Source organism: Alteromonas sp. OM2203, assembly GCF_048517045.1.
Lineage (GTDB): Bacteria > Pseudomonadota > Gammaproteobacteria > Enterobacterales > Alteromonadaceae > Alteromonas > Alteromonas gracilis.
On the sequence record NZ_CP183209.1, the window covers coordinates 2,201,062 to 2,224,498 of the forward strand.

The 23,437-nt window shown below is 41.4% G+C and carries 18 protein-coding genes and 1 pseudogene; 10 read left to right on the plus strand and 9 right to left on the minus strand.

The features are described 5' to 3' along the window. Positions 1-55 precede the first annotated feature (55 nt). Both ACM0P2_RS09905 and ACM0P2_RS09910 read left to right on the plus strand, forming a co-directional pair. Complete coding sequence (locus tag ACM0P2_RS09905; RefSeq protein WP_032094206.1) at positions 56-3,166, plus strand: efflux RND transporter permease subunit; 3,111 nt, start codon at positions 56-58, stop codon at positions 3,164-3,166. A gap of 258 nt (positions 3,167-3,424) precedes the next feature. Continuing rightward, positions 3,425-3,556 (plus strand): MerR family DNA-binding transcriptional regulator, encoded by a 132-nt coding sequence (locus ACM0P2_RS09910; protein ID WP_232043427.1) that lies wholly within the window; start codon positions 3,425-3,427, stop codon positions 3,554-3,556. Here the strand turns inward: ACM0P2_RS09910 and ACM0P2_RS09915 are convergent. The 6 genes from ACM0P2_RS09915 to ACM0P2_RS09940 all read right to left on the minus strand — a co-directional run bounded on the left by ACM0P2_RS09915 (position 3,539) and on the right by ACM0P2_RS09940 (position 11,208). Next, on the minus strand, positions 3,539-3,793 hold the full coding sequence (locus ACM0P2_RS09915; RefSeq protein WP_032094205.1) for a helix-turn-helix domain-containing protein: 255 nt from the start codon (positions 3,791-3,793) through the stop codon (positions 3,539-3,541). The two genes, ACM0P2_RS09910 and ACM0P2_RS09915, sit on opposite strands and share 18 nt — an antisense overlap. A 125-nt stretch (positions 3,794-3,918) precedes the next feature. Beyond that, positions 3,919-4,821, minus strand: a complete 903-nt coding sequence (locus ACM0P2_RS09920) for a GIY-YIG nuclease family protein (RefSeq protein ID WP_032094204.1) — start codon at positions 4,819-4,821, stop codon at positions 3,919-3,921. Between the two features lie 282 nt (positions 4,822-5,103). Then, complete coding sequence (locus ACM0P2_RS09925) at positions 5,104-6,447, minus strand: site-specific integrase (protein WP_232043425.1); 1,344 nt, start codon at positions 6,445-6,447, stop codon at positions 5,104-5,106. Positions 6,448-6,458: 11 nt separating this feature from the next. Next, on the minus strand, positions 6,459-6,995 hold the full coding sequence (locus ACM0P2_RS09930) for a hypothetical protein (protein ID WP_032094202.1): 537 nt from the start codon (positions 6,993-6,995) through the stop codon (positions 6,459-6,461). Between the two features lies 1 nt (position 6,996). Then, positions 6,997-9,018 carry a hypothetical protein gene (locus ACM0P2_RS09935; RefSeq protein ID WP_419227647.1) on the minus strand — a complete coding sequence of 674 codons (2,022 nt, stop codon included), beginning with the start codon at positions 9,016-9,018 and terminating at the stop codon, positions 6,997-6,999. Positions 9,019-9,021: 3 nt separating this feature from the next. After that, positions 9,022-11,208, minus strand: coding sequence for a hypothetical protein (locus ACM0P2_RS09940; RefSeq protein ID WP_052009988.1), 2,187 nt, complete (start codon positions 11,206-11,208; stop codon positions 9,022-9,024). Between the two features lie 113 nt (positions 11,209-11,321). Here ACM0P2_RS09940 and ligA point away from each other — a divergent pair. Next, positions 11,322-12,332, plus strand: a pseudogene (ligA, locus tag ACM0P2_RS09945) (NAD-dependent DNA ligase LigA); the annotation flags it as partial. Positions 12,333-12,542: 210 nt separating this feature from the next. Here ligA and ACM0P2_RS09950 read toward each other — a convergent pair. Next, the gene (locus tag ACM0P2_RS09950; protein ID WP_159120342.1) at positions 12,543-13,070 is read right to left on the minus strand and encodes a DUF2062 domain-containing protein; all 528 of its coding nucleotides are present in this window, start codon (positions 13,068-13,070) and stop codon (positions 12,543-12,545) included. A 107-nt stretch (positions 13,071-13,177) separates the two neighbouring features. Here ACM0P2_RS09950 and ACM0P2_RS09955 point away from each other — a divergent pair, with 107 nt between their 5' ends. The 6 genes from ACM0P2_RS09955 (at position 13,178) to ACM0P2_RS09980 (ending at position 20,515) form a co-directional block, all read left to right on the plus strand. Then, entirely contained in the window at positions 13,178-15,766 is a 2,589-nt protein-coding gene (locus ACM0P2_RS09955) for a DNA internalization-related competence protein ComEC/Rec2 (RefSeq protein ID WP_419227648.1), read from the plus strand. Positions 15,767-15,962: 196 nt separating this feature from the next. Beyond that, complete coding sequence (gene msbA / locus ACM0P2_RS09960) at positions 15,963-17,711, plus strand: lipid A export permease/ATP-binding protein MsbA (RefSeq protein ID WP_159120341.1); 1,749 nt, start codon at positions 15,963-15,965, stop codon at positions 17,709-17,711. After that, positions 17,708-18,739 (plus strand): tetraacyldisaccharide 4'-kinase, encoded by a 1,032-nt coding sequence (gene lpxK / locus ACM0P2_RS09965; RefSeq protein WP_419227649.1) that lies wholly within the window; start codon positions 17,708-17,710, stop codon positions 18,737-18,739. The genes msbA and lpxK overlap by 4 nt, the downstream gene beginning before the upstream one ends. Before the next feature lie 5 nt (positions 18,740-18,744). After that, positions 18,745-18,939, plus strand: a complete 195-nt coding sequence (locus tag ACM0P2_RS09970) for a Trm112 family protein (protein ID WP_419227650.1) — start codon at positions 18,745-18,747, stop codon at positions 18,937-18,939. Positions 18,940-18,980: 41 nt separating this feature from the next. Then, a complete protein-coding gene (gene kdsB / locus ACM0P2_RS09975; RefSeq protein WP_419227651.1) occupies positions 18,981-19,730 on the plus strand; it encodes a 3-deoxy-manno-octulosonate cytidylyltransferase in 750 nt (249 codons plus the stop codon). Positions 19,731-19,855: 125 nt separating this feature from the next. Continuing rightward, positions 19,856-20,515 carry an SDR family oxidoreductase gene (locus tag ACM0P2_RS09980; RefSeq protein WP_419227652.1) on the plus strand — a complete coding sequence of 220 codons (660 nt, stop codon included), beginning with the start codon at positions 19,856-19,858 and terminating at the stop codon, positions 20,513-20,515. 157 nt (positions 20,516-20,672) lie between these two features. Here the strand turns inward: ACM0P2_RS09980 and rimO are convergent, their stop codons facing one another. Further along, positions 20,673-22,118: a 30S ribosomal protein S12 methylthiotransferase RimO gene (gene rimO, locus ACM0P2_RS09985; RefSeq protein ID WP_419227654.1), complete on the minus strand. Its 1,446-nt coding sequence runs from the start codon at positions 22,116-22,118 to the stop codon at positions 20,673-20,675. Positions 22,119-22,486: 368 nt separating this feature from the next. On the opposite strand from rimO, the gene ACM0P2_RS09990 reads away from it, so the two are divergent. Then, the gene (locus ACM0P2_RS09990; RefSeq protein WP_159120336.1) at positions 22,487-22,957 is read left to right on the plus strand and encodes a DUF2919 family protein; all 471 of its coding nucleotides are present in this window, start codon (positions 22,487-22,489) and stop codon (positions 22,955-22,957) included. Positions 22,958-22,988: 31 nt separating this feature from the next. Here the strand turns inward: ACM0P2_RS09990 and ACM0P2_RS09995 are convergent, their stop codons facing one another. Further along, on the minus strand, positions 22,989-23,402 hold the full coding sequence (locus ACM0P2_RS09995) for a hypothetical protein (protein ID WP_105931474.1): 414 nt from the start codon (positions 23,400-23,402) through the stop codon (positions 22,989-22,991). Between the last annotated feature and the right edge of the window lie 35 nt (positions 23,403-23,437).

The window sequence follows — 23,437 nt, forward strand, 5'->3', positions numbered from 1 at the left end:
CAATACAACCTGAATATACATGTTTGCTACTGCAAGGCTCTAAGGGAGGCTTAACATGCTAGCCTCCATTATTCGCACTGCAATCGACAGGCGCGGTATATTTTTGATGCTGAGTTTTTTAGTCATTGGTTTTGGCTTATTTAGTTATCAAAAGCTGCCTATTGACGCCGTACCCGATATCACCAATATCCAAGTTCAAATCAATACACAAGCAACTGGTTATTCGCCGCTTGAAACTGAGCAGCGCATCACCTTTTTGGTAGAAAACGCTTTAGCGGGTTTGCCAAACTTGGATTATACCCGTTCACTATCTCGTTATGGCTTGTCTCAAGTGACCGCCGTATTTGAAGAAGGCACCGACCTGTACTTTGCCAGAAACCTCATTAATGAGCGGATAGGCATTATTAAAAGTCAGCTACCTGAGGGTATCGAGCCAGAAATGGGGCCGATTGCCACGGGTCTGGGTGAAATCTACATGTACACGCTCAGCGCTGAGCCGGGCACATTGACGGCTGACGGCAGAGACTTTGATGCGATGGCACTACGAGAACTGCATGACTGGGTGGTAAAACCTCAACTCGCTTTAGTAAAAGGTATCACCGAAGTAAACGCTATTGGCGGCTTTACCAAGCAATATCATGTGAATCCTGATCCTCAACGTATGCTTAATTATGGTGTGAGCACTGACGATCTGCTGAGGGCATTGGAGCGAAATAATGCCAATCAAGGTGCCGGATATATCGAACGTAACGGTCAACAAATACTGGTGCGCTCTCAAGCGCAGCTGGCCACAATTGAAGATATTGGTAATGTCGTGGTGACACTCACTAACCAATCTCCAGTGACCGTTAACGATATTGCCGAAGTGGCTATTGGTAAAGAGCTTCGAACGGGGGCTGCGACACGAGAGGGTAAGGAAACCGTCTTAGGCACTGCCATGATGCTCATTGGTGAAAATAGTCGTGCTGTGGCCTTGGCAGTGGCTGACAAAGTGGATGAAATCCAAGCTAGCTTGCCCGAAGGTGTGATAATAGAAACCGTTTACGATAGGACCGCACTGGTAGATAAAGCCATCAATACCGTGCGTAAAAACCTCGTTGAGGGCGCATTACTGGTGATTGTGGTGTTGTTTCTTCTGCTTGGGAATATAAGAGCAGCTATTATTACCGCCGCTGTGATACCGCTCGCTATGCTCGCCACAATAACAGGGATGGTGCAAACAGGAGTAAGCGCAAACTTAATGAGCTTAGGAGCGTTAGACTTCGGGTTAATTGTAGATGGTGCGGTTATCATCGTTGAAAACTGTATCAGGCGCTTAAGTGAAGCGCAGCGGCGAACCGGCTCAGTGCTGCTCATCAAGGAAAGACTTGAAGTTGTATATGAAGCAACCAACGAAGTAATACGACCTAGTCTTTTTGGCGTGATGATTATTACCATTGTATATATCCCTATTTTTAGTTTAACAGGGGTAGAAGGGAAGATGTTTCACCCGATGGCGGCCACCGTTATCTTGGCATTACTTGCTGCGATGGTGTTCTCAATCACTATTGTGCCAGCAGCCGTTGCGATGTTTATGTCGGGTAAAGTCAGTGAAAAAGAGAGCCCAATTATAGTTGGGGCGAAATCGGTGTATCGTCCGGTTCTTTTATGGTCGCTTAAACTACGTTGGTTGGTAATAGGCTCAGCGACATTATTGGTTGTTGTAAGCGTTTGGCTAAGCATGCGACTTGGCTCTGAATTTATTCCTCAACTTGATGAGGGGGATATTGCCTTGCACGCTATGCGAGTGCCCGGCACTGGCATAGAGCAAGCCGTGGATATGCAAAAAAGGCTGGAAGACGTCATTATGCAGTACCCACAAGTGAGCACTGTCTTTGCTAAAACCGGCACGGCAGAAGTTGCCACAGATGCGATGCCGCCAAATGTTACCGATACGTTTGTGATGTTGAAACCTATCGACCAATGGCCAGATCCTACTTTATCTAAAGCCGAATTTGTCGAGCAAATGGAGCGTGAGCTTCAAAACGTGCCCGGCAATAATTACGAGTTTACTCAACCTATCCAAATGCGGTTTAACGAATTAATTAGTGGCGTTAGAGCCGACTTAGGTATAAAAATTTATGGGGATGATTTAAATAAACTGCGCGATTCAGCCGGTGATATATTAGCGGTACTGCAAGATATACCCGGCGCTGCGGATGCACGCGTTGAGCAAGTTGATGAAATTCCTATCTTTACTGTGAACCCCAAGCCTTATGCTTTAGCGCGTTATAATTTGGATGTCACTGATTTGCAAACTTGGTTAAGCGCATCGATTGGCGGCAAAGAAGCTGGCTTGATATTCGAGGGCGACAGGCGATTCGAGATAGTCGTGCGCTACTCAGAGGATATTCGCAATAATCTTGATACGCTAGGCACCATACCCATTATGACAGGGGATGGTGATTATGTGCCTATAGCAGAGGTTGCAACGCTTAAATATGCCAGTATACCCAGTCAAATCAGCCGAGAAAACGCCAAGCGCCGTATTGTGGTAACGGCGAATGTAAGAGAGCGCGACCTAGGCTCGTTTGTTACTGAAGCAAAAATGCAAATAGCAGAAAATGTCGTATTGCCAAGTGGTTATTGGGTTGATTATGGCGGTACGTTCGAGCAGTTAGAAAGTGCGAGTCAGCGATTGAGCCTTGTTGTCCCAGCGACGCTTTTCTTAATTCTTGCATTGCTAGTCATTGCCTTTGGCTCGGTGAAAGATGCATTGATAATTTTCACCGGTGTGCCTTTAGCATTAACAGGTGGCGTTTTTGCGCTATGGGTGAGAGACATGCCCTTGTCTATATCAGCAGGCGTTGGTTTTATTGCACTGTCTGGCATTGCTGTGCTTAACGGTTTGGTTATGTTGTCGTTTATCCGTCAAAGGCTGGAAGAGACAGGTGAGTTAATTAACTCTATTGTTGATGGTGCTTTAACGCGTTTGCGGCCGGTACTGATGACGGCATTGGTTGCTAGCCTTGGTTTTGTGCCAATGGCGCTTAATGTGGGAACGGGAGCAGAAGTGCAGCGACCTTTGGCAACAGTGGTCATTGGCGGAATAATTTCTTCTACTTTGCTGACATTGATAGTCTTGCCTGTTTTATATCGACTTGTGCACGGCAGAAAACTTAAATAAAGGAGAAGTGAACGGCAGATTTCTTTAAAAAAGACATCTGCCATGCTAACTCTGTGATATCAGGCTCTTTATAGACGACTTTAGGGTGTGACTGAGCATGACGACCAAGGGGTTGTGTTGTTTTTACCGTTCGATTTTGTCGAATTGCCATCATCAGTTATTGTTGATGCTCGTGATGAATTTATGCAAACTCGGTATAAATTATGACTTGATGCTATTTTTCGTTTAGTAAGTGAGTCAAACTATTTAGGGCTTTATATGTACACAATAAGTAAACTCGCAAAGGAAGCAAATGTGGGTGTAGATACTATTCGATTCTATGAAAAGAAGGCCTTGTTGCAGCAACCGATAAAACCATCTCAAGGTGTACTATCAATATCTTCTCTTTGACGATAGTTTAATGATCAAATCTAAGCCAATTGCCGGATCTACTTCTATTGCTCTGCAATACTCTACGTACTCTAAGATCGTTAAATTGCGCTGTGCATTTTCAATCTTGCTCACTGTTTGAAATGGTTCGTCAATTCTTTCAGCAACATCTCTCAAAGTTAACCCTTTCTGTTTACGGGAATTTTTAAGCCAACTTGTAAGGGCTAAATAATCGGGATGTGCAAGAGATTTAATCATCACTGCATTATGACAGTGAAACCTTATGTCCCGAAATTAGGGAATATCGTTCATGCTAAGAGATTAGTTGCCAACTTGCCATTGTAATTTGGACTGCTACGCCTTTTATGGACATCTTTAGGCTATTATTGTGCTTGAGAAACGAAAGTAGCAAAGCTAACATCGCTGACTAAATAGTCCTTGAGTGTCGCTGCCAACTTATTATTAATGATAAATTCTTCTCTGCCACTAATCAGCTGCCCATGCTCCCTGAAATAAGACAAAATAGCGGATTCTTCTTTAACAGGAGACTCGACATATTTACACAAAAACGTGGTATCGATATTTACTTTTTTTGCTCTGAGATGTTCACTGTGGCGTTTTTTTATTTCACGCTCAGTCTGGCCTATTTTAACCCGATACAAATTGTTTTCCTCTGACAGCATAGCTACGTAAATGAAGCCAGGCTTGTCAGTATTCACTAAATGTTCGTGCAACCACCATTTTTTTCCATCATTCATATCTCTCACAATTGCATTGCGTAATGCATGCTTATCGGTAACCTGATTGTTTACTATGTATTTGACCATCTGTTTATAAAGAGGAGTGGTAAGGTGGGGTAAGTCGGCAATATCCCATCCAAGCTCTAAAAAATTGGTTCGGTACTGCACCGACCCTAGCATTTCGTAAAAGAGTTGGTCGATTATGCTCCTTTTAATTTTTAACTGCGATAAAGCCCCCTTTATACCGCTTTCAGCAATCACTGATTGTATTTCAGCACATCGTAATAATTTAACTGGATGTTTGTTTGCGAGAGCCTTGGAGCACGAGCGAGAGAAGTATACGCCTCTTTCGTTACATTTTGATTTTAAATCAAAACCTCGTTCGCGAACCAATAATTTAAAATCACTAGAATAAACATTATTTTTGTTAGCATACTTTGCAAGGATACCAATGGTGACAAATCCAAAGAATTGGTCACTTAAAATAAAATGATTAAATACATGTTCACATATAGCGAGGTCTTTTTCATAAGAGCTGACGGTCATATTAATTCCCAAATATCTTCGGCTCAATTATTTTGTCCCGATTATATTGAATAATATACAGTTACCTTATTTAAACCAAATAAATATTTGCCGGTGTTTAATTAACTTTGTGACTGTTATCTATTGGTAGCCGAATTATAAGAAGGTGTACGGGTTTATTCTGCCACTACAGGGAACGATTGTAGTGGTCTTAGTGGAAAGATTATTGAGCGTAAAGTGCGGTAACTTGTACTAGTAACTTGTACTAGCTCAGACTTGATCTGGCAACCACACTAAGACAACTTATAAATCGAATTTTGCAATCTCGTCAATGTTAGTCAATAACGATTGAATCGCCTCAGTCTCATCGATTTTTTTCGCTTTCAAGGACTTACTGATATTTATCATTCTAATCATTCTAATTCTGACCTGAGACGACATTGCAAGTAAAACACTATCTAGCTGAGTTGATTGATGATTCAGTTCAGACGCCAAATGGACATATCTTGCCATAGTTGCATTTGAAGCATGCATTGTGACTTTTCGGCATGCTGTAGCAGCAACACTCAAAATATTATTAAAGCTTCCTGATGCTGCTAGTTTCTTAATCGCCTTAGCTACATTCATTGTAATAAATCTGTGTCGGAAAGAGTGATTTGTGACATGGCGCAACTCTTCCTTATACTTACTGGCATTAATTACTTTTTTTGCATAGTTTTTTAGATATGATTTTGCCAATGGTTTGCCACTTCGTGCATCAACAAAAATGGCGTCATGGTTTTGGTTGGGAAATGTGTTTTCGACTAACTTTAGGTAATACATTATGATCTGTAGGTCATCACCTGTGACTTCTACTTCTCTTTTTTTACCTTTATATTTACCCTTTAGAATCGGAATATCTCTTAATACACACTTCTTGGAATTCAGGAGCGACTTAGAAGCGTTTTCAACTGAAGATTTTGTTATCTGGTGAACTTCACTTATTCTTGCCCCAGTAATCTCAAGTAGTGTGGAGAAGGCTTGCCATCTGTATATTAAAAATTCATTAAGCTCTGGGTGATACGTGCTTTCATTAATGGCGTCCAACCATAAAACAAATTCATGATCGTGAATATACTCTACGTCCACGGCAATGCTAATCAACCCCGCAAATGATACATGATCTACATAAGTTATTTCTCTATTACCTGCTTTAAACTTCTTTTCAGAGTAATGAACACTGTATGCTCTCACCGTGTCTTTTTCTTCAGTTGCTAGTTTCCAGTGGGGATTTTCATCAGATAAAAATATAACGTAACCCAAAGCGACTCTGGCGTGCGTTAATACTGTTTCATCGGCAATCTTTCGATCTTTTAATACGCCTATGAATTGATATAAAGCCGAATCATTGATGTCGGATAGAGAAATTTTTTTATCTTCAAGGAAAGAACAAAATATATTTAGGCTATAAGCTTTCTTTGTAACCGTCGGTGCTAACGGCCTAATATTAAATATTTGAGCGCCTCCGCCCAATTTGGTTAGGTAAGCATTGGCGTGCCAATCTATGCCACCGCCTTTCTTCATTATTAAAGACAGTGAGCAATCATGTTTTTCATTTCTGCGCTGACTGGTTATAAGGAAATCAAGGCAGGGTGATTTAGCCGTCATGACATATGACATTATTTTATCAAAGCCAATCTGTTATTTCCTAAAATACGAGCCTGATCCAAAATCAGTTTTCTATAAGCTTTGTCTATTTGTTCGTCCTCTCTACAATTATCTAAAAGTTGCATGTATGCCCTGTAAACTTCTGCAAGTGCAGATTTTAAGTCTTCATTTTCTCTTTTCAACTCATTAATATCATGGGTTGTTAACCGAGTCTTTTTTATCGCAACGTTTTTATTTTTGTTTGCTTCTGATTTTTTAAGCCTTACATTAAGGTCTTCAATAGCAACTGATAATTCGCGTAAAGCTAATGCGTTGTGTTCTGTCATTGAAGAGTTGTAAGAATACCTTATTACGCCTAATGAGTCGTCGTGCCACTTATTTACCATTGTCTTAGTGATGGTGGATTTACTGGTCGTTAAGCTATCGGGAATCTCATCATAATGCTTTATGCTATTGAGGATTTCACTTTTACGAATCATTGATTCAGTGATCATTTTTTTTTTCAAAATTACAGATTGAGAAGTTTGCCCTTTTTGAAATCTCGCCACGTCAATATGCCTCTTTTTTCTGAAAATAAAAAAACACAGCATTTCCTTCAATTCGATGAAATCGAACTGTCTCACCAGTATTTTTTTTATGCTCATCGATCAAATCTCTTACTAAAGGTTCAATTACCAGAGATGTTTTTGCTTTTTTACGAGCTGTATTTACAATATTTGTTACGCTTGAATCACCCAGTATCGCCTTACCAAGAGAAGCACCAATCCTTGCAATTGTAACTTCTGCTTCGTCAATCCACTCGGAACTTGGAGATACTTCTGCGTAGTGAAAAGTTTGCTCTAGGTCAGCGTGCCCCAAAAACCAGGACAATTCTTCTAACCCCGTATTGTCAGTCATGTTGAAATACAGTACAGCAAACGTTCGTCGGTATTGGTGACTTCTTGGATACCATCGTTTTCCATTAATTAAGGGAGAGAAACTCCAGTCTGCAAACAAGTCTAGGCAACCATTTATATAATCATCGCTGAGAGGGGTAACACGCGATTGAGCAAATTCTGATGTATAGGCTTTAAAAGACGTGTGTGACAAAAAACCACCAAATAAGAACTGTTCGTTTTCATCTACAATAAAGCCTCTTCTCTCTTCTAGAACATTATTTAAAAGTGCAAACTCTAAGCCATAATCGAATATCAAGTCTGGTATTGGGCGGTGAACATCTTCAAGTTCAATACGTTCAGAAGTTTTTGGAATTCTTAAGACTAAATCGAAAAGTCCATCAATAGGCGATTGAACAAAGCAGTTCCGTTTTAAACTTCTCATAGACATAACTCTACTAGCAACAAAACCTGCTACTAGTATGTAAATTGAGGCTAAATATAACCTTATCGCAACGGCCATGGACATTTCTCGTCTAAATTGGCTGAAGCACACCAAATTGTCGTCACACCACGACGTAGTATTCAGTTCTTTTAATACGTCTGGCAAAGGTGTTTCTTTAAACACTTCCTCTTGTAATGATGAGCTTGAGCGGTAAACGTCGCTGTTATCTACTTTTTTAAGCTCATTTTTCGCAAGAACGGATAAATGCTGGCGGATAGCATAACCATACTTCCTAGCAAATTTAAGGCTTGTTGAAATAGAATGCAGGTAATTAGAAGTAGGCATTATGGGGGTTTTTATTGATTGTCTCATGCTATCAAACAGAGTTTCACCATTGCTAAATAATGCTGCGGGCGAGTGAGCAAATTTATACTTTTGAGATGCCCTTGCTGTGTAGACCGCCTCAAGCAAAGATACTATATTTGATATTGTCTTTTCTGAAGGTTGTAAATCTGTGTCTATATCGAAATCCATTGTATTCGCAGGTTGAAATTCACGAACCTTATTGGGTTGGTTCCATTTCTTTGTCACTGAGTGGTCTTCTTGATAAGAACTCTTATCGTTTTTAGGTGGGTTACTCTTATAGTGTTTTTTCAAAGAGTGCTGCAATGACATTAGTGATCTTGTTGTTAAATTAAGCTCATTTTTTATCTTAATCCAGTCGATTCGTGAAGATGAACCATAGTTCAAATCTATGATTTTAAGGGCGGCAGCAAATACATGAGGCTGTGTATTATAATCCATAATAAAATCTTTAAGCTCGTTTAATTTTATTTGATCTAGTCCCCGTACAAGCAATCTTGATTTTTTTTGCCGAACCTCATTAGCATGTTTAATTAAGTCTGTAATGGCGACCAGAATGGCTTTAGCTCTTAATGGTCGTGTTATTTTTCCTCGTGCGTCCAAGTATAATAAGCTATGCATAATGTCTTTCAATAAAGGTTCATTATTTCCGTCAGTCAAATACTCCACGTCAGAAATCTTTCTTTTAAAATTTATCTTTAGTGCTTTGTTTTTGTTCTTACGATAGTAGTCAATATCTATAGCCACTTTTGAAGCTAACCATTCTTGGTCGTAAATATTGTCATTTAATAGCCATCTGGGCATTTCGTATTCAAACTTTCCTGCGGAATCAATCAATTTGGAAAAGTCAACAAAATCATCGTCTATTAAATTTGCACTTTCACTCATGTTTTATTTAACCTCGCTTTTTTGCACTGCAAGTTGAGCAGTTCGGAGCATTTGTTTCATTATGACAGTGCTTTCAGATATTGCTGAAACAGCATTGACACATTGCTCCTTAAGTATCGGATCACTACCAGTTTTAATATAGATAAGAGCTGTTTTTATATTGTCGATAGAAACACAAAAATACACCTCTTTATTCTGGGTATTTTCATCATTCGGGTTTTTAAGTTTGTCGTAAAAATTACCACCCATATCTTCATTGTTAAAAGCAACTTCAAGCTGAGACTTTAATTCCTCCTCACTCATATTAAGCGCGTCTGAGGGCGAATCTTCCAAACCAATCGCCATGTATAGCAATATATTTTGAAACGCTCTAATTTTATTTCTATAGATTAGCTCTGATAGATAAGGGGGAATGTATCTATTTAAGGTTGTTTCGACTTTATTACCTAAGTAATTTGCGGTTCTCAATGCATCCCCTCTTGATTGAAGAAATATTAACACCCCTTTGGAACCTCTTATTTTTTTTAATGTTGAGTGTTGTAAGGCATTATTTTCACTAGGTAGGCTCGCTTTCATTTTGTTAAAGTTATGTTGAAATGCAGTGTCTGAAACATGTTGCACCCCATTTGCTGTCCGAATTATCCAAAGCTTTCTAATTTCGCTCGAATTTCTGGCTCTACTTGTCATTTCTAAAGCCATTTTCAGACAAGTAGCAGCATCTATATCTGATTTTTGTATCTGTGAGAGTAAGACGGGGCCTCCTTTAGCTTTCCTTGTTTTTGATTGTTTTGCGCGTTTTTTTAAAGCGCGAAGTCGGACAGACCCTTCATCAGTAATTTGAACAAACTCTCTACCAACCCCGTCAGATGATATCGAGATATCGTAGAGAGAAAATGGATTGATGCCAATTTCTTCCACGATTATCGTTTGCATAGCTGAAGCTACTTCTATGGTCAGTCCCAAATATCTGTTTACAGAATTACTTACTTTGTAAGGGCTATTTGGGTCATTGGTCCCACCTGCGATATAAAACTCATAGTTGCTGTCATAATACGCAACGCGCTTAGATGTTAAAAAGTCAGATATGTTGTTTTCTGGCCAAATCGCGCTTAATTTAGCTTGAAACTTGGGAGCAAGCTCAGCTTCGATATCAATGTTTTTATCTGTATGTTGTACAATGAAATTTTTATATTGAGTAACAACTTCGGATCCTAATAAATAATCTTGATAACCTTTCCAAACAATATCTTTTGCTACATCCGTCAAGCAGGCAAGGTTCGTATGGATTTCTTTTTTCAACAGTTCGAGAAATCGTGGCGTATCTTTATTAGAAGATATACTTTTTAAATCGTATAAATCTAAGCTAGATACTAAGGGATTGTTTGCATGCAATGTTTGATCACGCCATGACCCCTTATAGTTGTCAGGCAGGTCTATTTGGCTGTCTAGTAGTCCTTGTTCCATTAGTGTTCTTATTGCTTTACTAATAATATGGAAATGCAAATAAGCTGTATTTCTTTGATACCGGTCAAGCAGGTTCGCCCGGAACTTAATTAATTCACTTTGTAAAACCAGTGGATGATTATACCAATCAGGCTTATCTGTAGTTATACCGTTAAGAAAATCTGTTAATTGAGCTATTATCCTCTGCTTCGTTTTCTTCTTGTATGCCATCGCGTGATTTATCAAAGCGCCAGAGATTTCAGGGCTACATGTTTTATTCAGGACTTCTTTAAATACTCCAATTTTAGGATTTACATGCTTGAATCCTAATTGAATTTTTCTAGGGATTGCTTGCTTTTTAAGTTCTTCATAAGTCATTTTGGGGATAGCAACACTGAGAAAAGAGAGATGTTCTGTAGAATAAGGTACCCAAGTTATATCGCCACGCTCTATCAATTTAATAATATGTGTTTTTAGTGATATAAAGTTTGAATATGCAGTAGGTTTAGCAAGTCGCTGGCTTAAATCTATAGCTACAAGTTTCAAACAATAAGTTAAGTCCTTTCTACCACTAGATAGCAATACAGGGCAGAGGATATTGCTATATGCAACAAGATTTTTTGATATTTTCATGACTTGGGAGTAGCTTATTTCTTTGAACAGTTCAACCGTGCCACCGTGTATAGACTCTCCATAATGGATTTTGATAAAGGCATATTTTTCATCTAAGCTCATTGTCGTATCCATTTGCATTTCCTACCTGTATGTTTTCAAATAGGTGAAGCTATTTTATTTTTGATATAAAGTCTAATATAACCGGATGTTCTCTAATTGAAATTAGGTTGCTCTGGTGACACTTAGCTGTAACCCCAGTTGCGCGACTAGAGCCGGTATTTGTTGGTGGCGTAACGGTATCGAATGCAACGCTTCACAATCAAGATGAAATTACGCGCTTGGGCGTTAAGATTGGTGATACGGTTGTTATTCGTCGCGCCGGTGACGTTATTCCTCAAGTGGTATCAGTAGTAGAGGCTAATCGTACAGGTGATGAAACCGACATCACTTTTCCAAGCCAGTGCCCAGTGTGTGACTCTCAGGTTGAAAAGCTTGAAGACGAGGCCGTTGCACGCTGCACAGGTGGTTTAATATGTGCAGCGCAGCGTAAACAAGCACTTAAGCACTTCGCCTCGCGTAAAGCATTTGATATCGACGGTCTGGGTGACAAATTAGTTGACCAGCTTGTAGATGCTGACCTGGTTCATAGCCCCGCAGACTTTTTTACGCTTTCACTGGGTGACGTAGTCGGCCTTGAAAGAATGGCGGAAAAGTCAGCAAGCAAGTTGTTATCTTCGTTGGAAGCATCGAAGAAGACTACCCTTGCTAAGTTTCTTTATGCATTAGGTATACGGGAAGTTGGGGAAGCGACCGCTGCTAATTTAGCCGCGCACTTCGAAACCCTTGAAGCTATTCGAGACGCATCGCTTGATGCGCTAGTTGAAGTGCAAGATGTGGGAGGTGTGGTAGCTACGCATATTTTCAATTTCTTTAATGAGTCTCATAACACAGATGTAATTGATGCACTTTTAAAAGAAGGCGTGCATTGGCCAGCCATCGAAAAACCTGATGCGGAAAACCTGCCGTTGGAAGGTAAAACTTGTGTAATTACCGGTACACTTAGCGAAATGGGACGCTCAGATGCAAAAGCACGGTTACAGTTATTAGGTGCTAAAGTTGCCGGTTCGGTAAGTAAAAACACTGACTTTTTGGTTGCTGGAGAAAAAGCGGGCTCAAAACTTACAAAAGCGCAGGAACTTGATGTCGAGGTATGGGACGAAGCTGCCCTGATAGCGTTTTTGTCTGAGCATGAATAATCTGATGTGCCCTTTATGATTTTTTTGTAAAGGGCATGGAGAGTAATTCGAAGATATCAATTTCGAAAGTGCCCATATCGAAAGTGCTTATCAGTGAATCTGATTTCATCATAAAAACCGCCACTTCAATGAAGTGGCGTTCTTATTTATCCAGTGGTGAAAAACACCTTAAAACTTAAGGTTTAACAATATTTCAGTAAGGTATTGGTTTTAATTAGCTTGCTGACTGCGCAATTGACGACGTCTTTCCCATGCCTTTTTAACTTGAAAACGCCAAACCCAATTTAACGAAAAATACCCCGCCAAGCCAAACACCACCGAGCAAATACCACAACCCACTAAAAACGCAGGCCCTATGGTATTAATACTTTCCACTACCCAATGCCAGCTGAACTGGAATTCAAAGTGTTCAGGTTTAGTCCCGAGTACAGTAGTTCCAACTTTGTAAGCGCCGTAAAATATAGGAGGAATAGTGAAGGGATTAGTTACCCATACGGTTGCGACTGAAAGCGGTAAATTCACTCGAAAAGGAATGGCTAAACCAGCAGAAAGCCACATCTGAAAAGGCACTGGCCAGAACGCGAAGAATAGGCCGATTCCAAAAGCGCCAGCCGCTGAACGGCGATTTAGGTGCCATAAATTAGGCTCGTGTAGGACGCTTCCGAATATTTTTAAAGCTTTGTTTTGCTTGATGCTTTGATGGCTTGGCAAAAAACGTCGAATAAATTTCTTAGGCATAAATATCAATGCATCTCGAAAAAAAATCAAAAAAGACAGAACATGGACCAATACTGCGTGTTTTTACTTAAACCATATCCGATAACTAGAAATTCCTACGTAAAAACATGGTCAATAGTATCACAATTTGGTTAAGCTGTTTTTGCGCTGGCGCAATAAGTGCAGTTTTCTGGCGAGAACTTCCCTCTACACAAAGCATGGCGGTAATGCTTGCCTTACTCGTAGTAACCAGCTCAATTATACTGTTCTATCAAAACCACGGTAGCATTACTGGGCAAGCAGTGATGGAAGTCCTGCTGTGCTTGGCGATTAATGGTTTGTTTGTAGGTGTTCTATGGGTGGCGAGTTTAGGGCATTTTTACTATGCTTGGCAACTGCCTCAGCACAAAATTCAACAAGATGTCACAATAGTAGGGCACGTTATCTCTGGCGGATGTTTATCAGATGATTTGCTTAACGCGCAAGATTACCATCAATATATTGTAGCTATTCAGTCTGTAGACGGACAAAGCACACGAGAATTTTTTAATCCTCCATTCTTTAAAGCATTGTTGATCGCCGGCCTTAAATTTAAGGTTAGGCTCAGCCATTCCCAGTATCGCGCTGAAAATCATGGCGTTACCAGCCATTTATTTACTTTTAAGCGTAGCGACGATGAATCTCTACCCAAAAAAGCAAAGGCATCCTGCCTGCACGATGGAGACGTTTTTACTGCTGTAGCTAAACTAAAGCCCGCTTATGGCGTTGCGAACCCCGTTGGTTTTAGTCGACAGCAATATTTAGTGAGTCACTTTATCTATGCAACCGGCTACATTAAGGTATTGCACACAGAAACGACTTTCCACGAGCACAGCCATCGTAACGAACTAGCCGATTGGTTGTCGAGTTTGAATCTTACACATCACTCATGGTGGAGTGCATTGTTACTTGGTAATAAAACGCACTTTACCCAAGACGACTGGATCCTATTGCAGCGCACAGGAACGGGGCATTTGTTTAGTATCTCAGGTATGCATTTGTCGATAGTAGCTGGAGTGTGCTTCTTTGTATTCATTCCCTTTATTTTTATCCTAGTTCAAGTATTTGAGTTATTACGCAGGCTAAGGCGCTTTGCTTCCTTACAGCTAGTGGGGTTTTACGCATATAAAATACAGCATAAAGGTTGCTTGTTTAGTTTAAAAAATACTGGCCTTAGAGTATGGATTTTAGTTTGTGTAATTGCCGTGTGTTACTTATATGCGTTACTCAGTGGTATGGCTCTGCCAGTAGTACGCGCTTTACTTCTACTTACACTTGGTTGCCTACTCACGATATTCAAAGTGGCGTGGCGGTCGGTTAATATTGGCCTGGCCATGCTAGCCCTATGCTTACTGCTATTTCCTTTTTCTGTACTAAACGCGAGCTTTTACTTGAGTATTGGTGCAGTTATTTGCATCTGGTTTTTTATAAACACGCTTAGCATACATCGAGAACCTTGGTATTTCGCAATAATAAAACTTCAAATAGCGTTGACGGTTATCATGATGCCGCTGACGACTATTTGGTTTGGCAATGTGAGCGTTGTATCGCTTGTCGCTAATCTATTAGCGCTGCCCGTTATAACGCTTTTGTTACCGATTTGCCTGATTTCGCTACTCATTAGCTATTATTTGAGTACATCTTTTGTTGGTAATTTTGCTGTAGAAGTACTGAAATGGAGTGACTACCTATTCGGCTATTTGCTTTCACTCTTGGCTTTTTTGAGTGATCTAGATTTGAGTGCCTTTACGCTATTCATAGACACATCAGGTGCACTTTGTTTTTTAGGCGCTATCATTCTTTTCTGTTTACCCTACTGGCGATTTAAGCGCCTTTGCATAGTGTTACTTTCGCTACCGTTGGGTACCTCCTTAATCCAATGGTTACCGCCTAATGATGAGATTTGGGCGCTGCATGTGCTTGATGCAGGGCAGGCCAGTGCCATCACGGTTACCAAAGGTGATAGAGCCATCATCATCGACTCTGGCGCGCAATTTCGTGGTAATGCTATGACAGCTACGCAATATCTTTTTCCACTACTTGAAAATCTTAAAGTGAAGCATGTGGACCATGTTATTCATACCCATAGTGACAATGATCATGCCGGCGGTCTAAGTACAGTGATGGCACACCCCATTGCAGGTAATGCCACGTTTTACTCTCCAACCTTTGGCTGCGAGAGAGATACAATGTTTGATTGGCAGGGGCTAACCATCAGTTTTTTGTGGCCACTAAAAGGCAATTCTCAAGATAATAACGCGATGTCGTGTGTTGTCAGAATTGCAGCTCAATCTGGCAGTGTACTTATTCCAGGCGATATCGAAAAAGAAAGTGAGTATGCTTTAATTACCAAGGAGTTAGCGAGAGGAACGTCAGCGCTTAATGCAGATATATTGATTGCACCACACCACGGTAGCAAGACCTCCTCAACGGATATTTTCATTAAGCATGTGGCACCGAAAGCGGTAATTTATACCCAAGGGTACGAAAATCGATGGAGGTTCCCTGCGTTAAATGTTGTAGAGCGCTACAGGCAGCACAACGTACAGCAATATTTTACAAGCTCAGAAGGCTATACCCTCGTAACCTTTAGGAAAGGAAGTTTTGAAGTTAACACGCTACGTAGTGATTTGAAAAAACGATGGTATTTAAAGGGCAAGCCTCCGCGACACCTTTAAGCTGATTTCTATGGAATCCACTGACTGCTGAGCGTAGTTTTGGCAGAACCTTTAAATGAGCAGCAACTGACCACACATTACTCAAGTCGTCGACAGACTAATCAATTTTATCGCTATATTAGTGAATTAAAGCGAGAACGAGTACAATAGAAAAAACGCGTTTTTGCCAACGTTTTAGACAGGTTAAAATAACTACATGCAGAAAGCCGACAACTCGGATTATCAAATTAAACGTTTTTTACAGTATTTAAAGGCGTACAAAGTTCCATTCGTTTTTGCCATTATCGGTATGATTGGCTATTCCGCGGTAGATACGTTTGTATTCTCTCAGCTTCAGCCGATGATTGACGAATCTCTTGGGAAAAACGACCACGACTATCTTCGTTTAGCAGCCTTCGCAATTGTACCGCTGTTTTTATTGCGTGGTGTGTTCAATTTTCTAGGCAGCTATACGCTGAGTTGGATTGGTGCACAAGTTGTGATGCGCATGCGCCAGCAGTTGTTTGAAAAATATATTCATTTACCAGTGTCTTTTCACGATCATCACGCGGTGGGTGGCTTAATAAGCAAGGTTACGTACGATACTGAGCAAGTGGCTAACGCTTCTGGTAAAGCGCTGCTTACTTTAGTGAGAGAGGGAGCGTTAGTAATAGGACTTCTTTGCGTCATGTTTTATTACTCGTGGCAACTATCGCTAATTTTTCTTCTCATTGGCCCGGTGGTTGCGATTATCGTGTCTATTGTTAGTAAACGGTTCCGCGTTGTTAGCAAAAATATTCAGCAATCTATGGGAAACCTTACCTCTTCGGTAGAGCAGGCAGTAAAAGGTCATAAAGTTGTGATCATGTTTGGCGGTCAGGACATAGAGCAAGAGCGCTTTAAACAGAAAAACAACCATAATCGCCAGCAGTCAATGAAGCTCAACGTCACGTCTATTTTAAGTGTGTCATCTATTCAAGTTATCGCATCCATAGCGCTTGCCGTTGTTTTATTCATTGCCAGTACACCTGGCATGCTAGAAAAGCTTACCGCTGGTGTTTTTATTAATGTCGTGTTCTGTATGGTTATGCTGCTTAAGCCTCTTAAACAATTGACCACTATTAATAATCAATTTCAAAAGGGAATGGCTGCGTGCGCTAGTATTTTCGAAATCCTGGATGAAGCGGATGAAGAAGACAAAGGTGAAACCAAAATCAAGCGAGCTACGGGCAAAATAGAGTTTGATGACGTTACCTTTTACTACCCAGGAAAGCAGACGCCAGCATTAACCAATGTAAGCTTCACCGCCAACCCTGGGCAGTCCATTGCACTAGTAGGGCGTTCAGGAAGCGGGAAATCTACCATATCTTCTTTGCTTACTCGTTTTTATGTTCCGCAAAAAGGGCAAATTCGGCTAGATGATGTTGGGCTTAACGACATCGATTTGAAAGATCTGCGCGCTCAGTTTGCAGTGGTATCTCAAAACGTCACGCTGTTTAATGACTCTATCGCCAACAATATAGCTTATGGCGCTCGACAGAATGTTTCGCGGAAAGAGATAGAAAATGCAGCTAAAATTGCGCATGTTGAGGAATTCCTGGCAAACCTTCCTGATGGTTTAGATACTGTTATTGGGGAGAATGGCCTTATGCTCTCTGGTGGTCAACGCCAGCGCATAGCGATTGCTCGCGCCATACTTGCAGACGCACCTATACTTATCTTAGATGAAGCCACATCAGCCCTTGATACAGAGTCGGAACGTTTAATCCAAGACGCATTAGAAACATTGCAAAAACGATGCACCAGCATCGTAGTAGCACACCGGTTGTCTACAATTGAAAATGCAGATTGCATTATGGTGGTAGAACAAGGTGAGATTATTGAAAAGGGTAAACACGACGCGTTGCTTGAAAAAGGCGGTCATTACGCACAACTTCATGCACTGCAGTTTGGTGAGACAAAGTGAGCCAAAGGCAAAACGCTACCCTTCACGATAAGTGGTATTTTGGTCACGGGTTTGTTTGGGTTTTTGCTCCGCTCGCTTTGCTATTTTACTTCGTATCCGCTATTCGACGACTGCTATTTAAAATAGGGATAAAAAAAGCATTTAAAGCTAAGGTACCCGTCATCGTAGTGGGCAATATATCTGTTGGCGGCAATGGCAAAACCCCAGTAGTTTTAGCATTGGCGACTTACTATCAAGCGCAAGGCCTAAAGGTAGGTATTTTAAGTCGCGGCTACGGCGCTAATTCACCCTTATACCCAAGGTTAGTGAAAGGTGACGACGACGCGTCTGAAGTAGGCGATGAACCCAGATTACTGGCAATTCGCAGCCAGAGTGATGTAGTTATTGATCCCGTGCGGGCGAGGGGAGCTGCCTACTTAACGAATGAATTAGAGTGTGAACTGATAATTTGCGATGATGGATTGCAGCATTATGCGCTCCATCGAGATGTTGAAATTGTAGTCATGGATGATAGAAAGGTAGGTAGCGGATATTTGCTCCCAATGGGACCACTTCGAGAAGGCCAATGGAGACTGGGTACCGTAGATGCTCTTGTTCATAACAGCCGTTCTATGCCAACATTTGACAGTGCAGTATCGCCACAATTTCTTATGACATTGGTTCCTGGAGACTTCACATCAGTTTCTAATAGGATGAAAACCACAACGGTAGAAGAAATTAGAAAGATTCCCTGTAGTGCCATCGCAGGTATCGGTTCTCCTCAGCGCTTTTTCAGTCAGCTTAGGGAAATGGGAATTGACTTATCGGTTACCCATCCCTTAGCAGATCATCACGCTATCTCGTCGTCTGATATTCCAGATGGAAGGGTGCTAATGACAGAAAAGGATGCAGTAAAAGCCGCACCATTTGCACATAATGACTGTTGGTTTTTGCCTGTTAGTGCGCATTTAGCCCCAGATTTTTTTAACTTAATAAACGTGAAACTTGCAAACGCAGGTTTAAATATTCACCAGAACGGACAGGAATAACAACAATGGCGTTCGATAAAAAGCTTTTAGAAGTTTTAGCTTGCCCAGTATGTAAGGGAAAACTCGTATTAAAAGAAGATAACACCCAGCTAGTGTGTCGGTTTGATAGGTTAGCCTATGAAATCAAAGACGGTATCCCAGTGTTAATAGAAAGCAAGGCAATATCACTGTCGCTAGACGAAGTAGACGCGACGCGCTGATAACCCGTTTAACTAGTAGACAGTAAGGGCGAAAGAAATATATGTCATTTACAGTTGTGATCCCCGCTCGATACGGTTCAAGTCGTTTTCCTGGCAAGCCATTAGCACTTATCGACGGAAAACCCATGATACAACATGTGGTTGAACGTGCCACAGAAGCGGGTGCTGATAACATCATTGTAGCTACAGATGATGAACGGATTAAAAATGTAGTTCTTGGCTTTGCTCATGTATGCATGACTTCAGTAAACCATCAGTCTGGGACTGAGCGTATCGCAGAGGTCGTAGAAAAAGAGGGAATTTCTTCCGACACAATAGTGGTGAACGTTCAAGGAGATGAACCTTTTATTCCTGCCGAAAATATTAATCAGGTTGCTACTAACTTGGCGAATGCGCCGCAATGTCAAATGGCGACATTGTCGACGCCTATCGCGAGTGTTGAAGATGTATTTAATCCCAATATTGTAAAGGTAGTGGTTAATCAAAAAGGAGAGTCGATTTATTTTTCACGCGCGCCAATACCGTTTGAGCGGGATTATATGATGGCTAACCCTACGTCTGCTAATACCGGACTTTATAATCGTCATATCGGTATTTACGCCTATCGTGCCAATTACATTAAACAGTACGTTTCATATGCGCCAAGCGCTCTTGAACAAATTGAGTCACTAGAGCAGCTTCGCGCAATATGGTACGGCGATAAAATCCACTGTGAAGTAGCGTCGGCGCCACCGCCTGTTGGAATTGATACGCCTGAAGATCTAGAACGTCTTTTAAAGACTATAAAATAGCGAAGTAAACGTGATGATTCGTTTTATCTGGTCTTCGCCAATTAGGTGTAATTGGCTTACTCACACGTTTATTTTTAAAATTATAAGACTGATTTAAGCACATAAAAAATAACAAGGGATTCGTTATGAATGTAGTTATTACAGGTGGTAACCGAGGCATTGGCCTTGCGCTTACCAAGCAATATAAAGCAAGAGGCGCGAAAGTTTATGCGACGTGCCGTAATAGTTGCGACGAGTTAAACAGTGCCGGCGTTAACATTGTCAGTGGTGTCGATGTAGCACGGCCGGAGACGTTGGCTGAAAAACTGGCGCCCTTGATGGACGTAAAAATTGATTTGCTTATCAATAATGCAGGAGTGCTTGGCCGAGAGAGTATTGATGACTGGGATCCCAATACGATTGATTATCAGTTTCGCGTTAACGCGATGGGACCGTTGTTAGTATCTCAATCGCTATTACCAGCACTAGCAGAGGATGCAAAAATAGCGTTGATATCAAGTCGAATGGGCTCTATGTCTGATAACGGCTCGGGTGGGTATTATGGCTATCGCATGTCAAAGGCCGCGTTAAATGCCGCTGGTGTATCGATGGCAAACGATCTTAGGGCGAAGGGAATTGCAGTTGGCATTTTCCACCCAGGATTTGTGCAAACCGAAATGGTTAACGGAGCAGGCGACATCGACGCTGATACGTGCGCAGAGCGTTTGGCTAGTCGTATTGATGAGCTTACTGTAGACAACTCTGGCCGCTTTATTCACTCAAACGGTGAAGAATTACCTTGGTAGCGTGGCTCAAAATCACCGTTGACTACGAGTTTACTAAGCCTTAAATGCGAAAAACCCTATCGAAAAATAGTAATCGATAGGGTTTTTTATTGCCAAGTAACGCAGCAAGAGCCCAGGTAGCGCATTGATGTAATATGCGTAACTCTGGCTTGATTATTTATTCTGCGGTATCGCCGTCTTCGTCTTGGTCTTCAGAAAGTACAGCCCACACATCGTGTTCGTTAGCGTGGATGACTTCAGCCCACACTCGGTCGCCAGGCTTTACATCGTAAACGCCGTTGAGATGAACTAAACCATCCACTTCAGGTGCATCAGCGTAGGTTCGACCAACGGCGCCTTCCGCATCAACGCTGTCGATGACGACTTGATACTCATTTCCAATTCTCGCTTGTAACCTAGCAGCGCTTATTTCACCTTGTACTTCCATAAAGTGAGCAAGACGAGCTTGTTTCACCTCTTCTGGTACAGGATCAGGTAAATCATTTGCGCGAGCGCCTTCCACAGGTGAGTAAGCAAAAGCACCAACGCGATCAAGTTGAGCTTCACGTAAGAAGTCTAGCAACTCTTCAAATTCTTCCTCAGTTTCCCCTGGAAAACCCACTATAAATGTTGAACGAATTACGAGAGAAGGGCACTGTTCACGCCACTTCTTGACACGTTCAAGCACGCGTTCAGCACTACCAGGGCGTTTCATCAGCTTCAGGATGCGCTTGTTTGCGTGCTGGAATGGAATGTCTAAATAAGGAAGGATTTTACCTTCATTCATCAGTGGGATCAGGTCGTCGACATGAGGGTAAGGGTAAACGTAGTGAAGGCGAACCCAAATACCCATTTCACCTAACTTTTCGCATAGCTGCTGCATATGAGTTTTAACAGGCATGCCATTCCAAAAACCTGTTCTGTGTTTTACATCCACGCCATAAGCACTGGTGTCTTGAGATATAACCAGAAGCTCTTTAACCCCAGCATCTTTTAAGCGCTTCGCTTCATCTAGCACGTTGCCGACAGGGCGGCTAACAAGGTCGCCCCGCATTGAAGGAATAATGCAGAACGTACAGCGGTGATTGCAGCCCTCTGATATTTTTAAGTAAGCGTAATGACGAGGGGTTAATTTTACCCCGTGGTCAGGGATGAGGTCTGCGAAAGGATCATGTTGGGGCTTTGGCAAGTGTTCATGCACTTGCTCAACAACAGTTTCATAAGCATGGGGGCCAGTAATGGCAAGCACGTTTGGATGAAGCTCTCGGATTTCATCCTCTTTTACACCGAGACAACCAGTTACAATAACTTTGCCATTTTCTTTTAGCGCTTCTCCGATGGTGTCTAACGACTCTTCAACAGCTGCGTCTATAAATCCGCAGGTGTTAACGATAACTAAATCGGCGTCGTTATAGGTAGGAACAACATCATACCCTTCGGTTCGAAGTTGAGTAAGAATACGCTCAGAATCAACCAAGTTCTTAGGACAACCTAAGCTAACAAAACCAATTCTGCTGCCAATGCGTTGGTCTGAAGGCTTGTTTTCACTAAGCACTTTCACGGGCGTCTCAAGCGTTGTGGTTTTGTTTACTACTTTGTTCGGATCAAACGTTTCTACTGTCATCTAAAATATCACCTGGCAAATGACTGTGTCTAAAATGGCCGCGGATTATACAGTAACTCGCATTAATACGCAGTAGTTTTAAGCGATAAATCGTTGCTAGTTTAATGTAGAGGATAAAGCATAAAAACACGAACAGCAGGTTACAAGCGTTGTACAGTGTTGTGACACGGTACGAACTTGGAACGGTACGAACTTTAATAAAAAAAGGCGAGATGAAGACAAGCGTTTAGGTTACAGAGCGTATTTGATAACTAATGTGTTTAAAAAAATGAAGTCACCCCCACCTTGAACTCTTCAGAAGAAAAAATTTCCATTAGTTAGAACGCTTACGTTCTATGATGAATAGTAGAGATGACAAAAGTGAACGCATGCTAAAACTTCCACTCTCATGTTACGACGAGTCAGGGCGAATACTGCCACCTCGATGGTTATACGCTGTGTCTATTCTGTTATGCATCGATTGGCTAGCGTTTATTTTTTCACTGGCGTCTCGAACCCAAACCAGTGATTTACTCGCCTTTTTCTATCCACAAAAAGAAAGTTTAGGCATTGGATTAGTCGCTAGCTTACCGGTTCTTTTAGCGCTTGTGTTGGTTAGCCAAAGAGATAGGCTGTGGAAAAAAGGGTATACAAAATGGCGCCGCCTAGTCATTCCACTTGCACAGTTTGGCGTACTGCTTCTATTTAACACACAACTTTATTATGCCATGCACCACCACTGGGGATTTGAGGCCATTACTGGCGTAAAAATTGTTTTTTATGGCGTCGCGCTTTACGCTATTTCGAAAAGTCGCCATTTAAGATGGATGATAGAAGATTGGGAAGCGCCTAACCCATGAAGGCGCTATTTTTGGTTTAAGGTTTTAGCCACTAGTGAGTGAATTTGTGATTGGCCAATGCCTTTTCGTAGTAAGCGAAAACGCTTACCTGACTGTCGTTAACCAAACGTTCATAGCAAATTCCCGCAAATGCATAGGTATTATCACCGACTTTTAAAAATACGGTTGGCGCTTGAGGATTTGACTGGTCATATATCCATTCGCCGTCTAATTGCGCTTTTAGGATTTCACCAATATACGCACCAAAGATATTACAAATAGTAAATACTGCTTCATCTTCCAACGCTAAATCGTGATACTTATCTACAAAGCTAAGTAAAACGTCGTCAACTAGCGCAATACTCTCGGGAGTCTTATCCAGTACAATATTGAACTCATCGGATGCGGTTACTATCGCGTCTTTTGCGCAATCTGACATTAATTTATTGAGTTCATCAGGTGACATCTTATTCTCCTTCTCACCGAGAATGGCATTGGCAT

Excerpts from the sequence above, each read along its gene's own strand:
- ACM0P2_RS09905 (WP_032094206.1), top strand. The coding sequence starts at position 56 with ATGCTAGCCTCCATTATTCGCACTGCAATCGACAGGCGCGGTATATTT.
- ACM0P2_RS09910 (WP_232043427.1), top strand. The coding sequence starts at position 3,425 with ATGTACACAATAAGTAAACTCGCAAAGGAAGCAAATGTGGGTGTAGAT.
- ACM0P2_RS09915 (WP_032094205.1), bottom strand. The coding sequence starts at position 3,793 with ATGATTAAATCTCTTGCACATCCCGATTATTTAGCCCTTACAAGTTGG.
- ACM0P2_RS09920 (WP_032094204.1), bottom strand. The coding sequence starts at position 4,821 with ATGACCGTCAGCTCTTATGAAAAAGACCTCGCTATATGTGAACATGTA.
- ACM0P2_RS09925 (WP_232043425.1), bottom strand. The coding sequence starts at position 6,447 with ATGACGGCTAAATCACCCTGCCTTGATTTCCTTATAACCAGTCAGCGC.
- ACM0P2_RS09935 (WP_419227647.1), bottom strand. The coding sequence starts at position 9,018 with ATGAGTGAAAGTGCAAATTTAATAGACGATGATTTTGTTGACTTTTCC.
- ACM0P2_RS09940 (WP_052009988.1), bottom strand. The coding sequence starts at position 11,208 with ATGGATACGACAATGAGCTTAGATGAAAAATATGCCTTTATCAAAATC.
- ACM0P2_RS09950 (WP_159120342.1), bottom strand. The coding sequence starts at position 13,070 with ATGCCTAAGAAATTTATTCGACGTTTTTTGCCAAGCCATCAAAGCATC.
- ACM0P2_RS09955 (WP_419227648.1), top strand. The coding sequence starts at position 13,178 with ATGGTCAATAGTATCACAATTTGGTTAAGCTGTTTTTGCGCTGGCGCA.
- msbA (WP_159120341.1), top strand. The coding sequence starts at position 15,963 with ATGCAGAAAGCCGACAACTCGGATTATCAAATTAAACGTTTTTTACAG.
- ACM0P2_RS09970 (WP_419227650.1), top strand. The coding sequence starts at position 18,745 with ATGGCGTTCGATAAAAAGCTTTTAGAAGTTTTAGCTTGCCCAGTATGT.
- kdsB (WP_419227651.1), top strand. The coding sequence starts at position 18,981 with ATGTCATTTACAGTTGTGATCCCCGCTCGATACGGTTCAAGTCGTTTT.
- ACM0P2_RS09980 (WP_419227652.1), top strand. The coding sequence starts at position 19,856 with ATGAATGTAGTTATTACAGGTGGTAACCGAGGCATTGGCCTTGCGCTT.
- rimO (WP_419227654.1), bottom strand. The coding sequence starts at position 22,118 with ATGACAGTAGAAACGTTTGATCCGAACAAAGTAGTAAACAAAACCACA.
- ACM0P2_RS09990 (WP_159120336.1), top strand. The coding sequence starts at position 22,487 with ATGCTAAAACTTCCACTCTCATGTTACGACGAGTCAGGGCGAATACTG.
- ACM0P2_RS09995 (WP_105931474.1), bottom strand. The coding sequence starts at position 23,402 with ATGTCACCTGATGAACTCAATAAATTAATGTCAGATTGCGCAAAAGAC.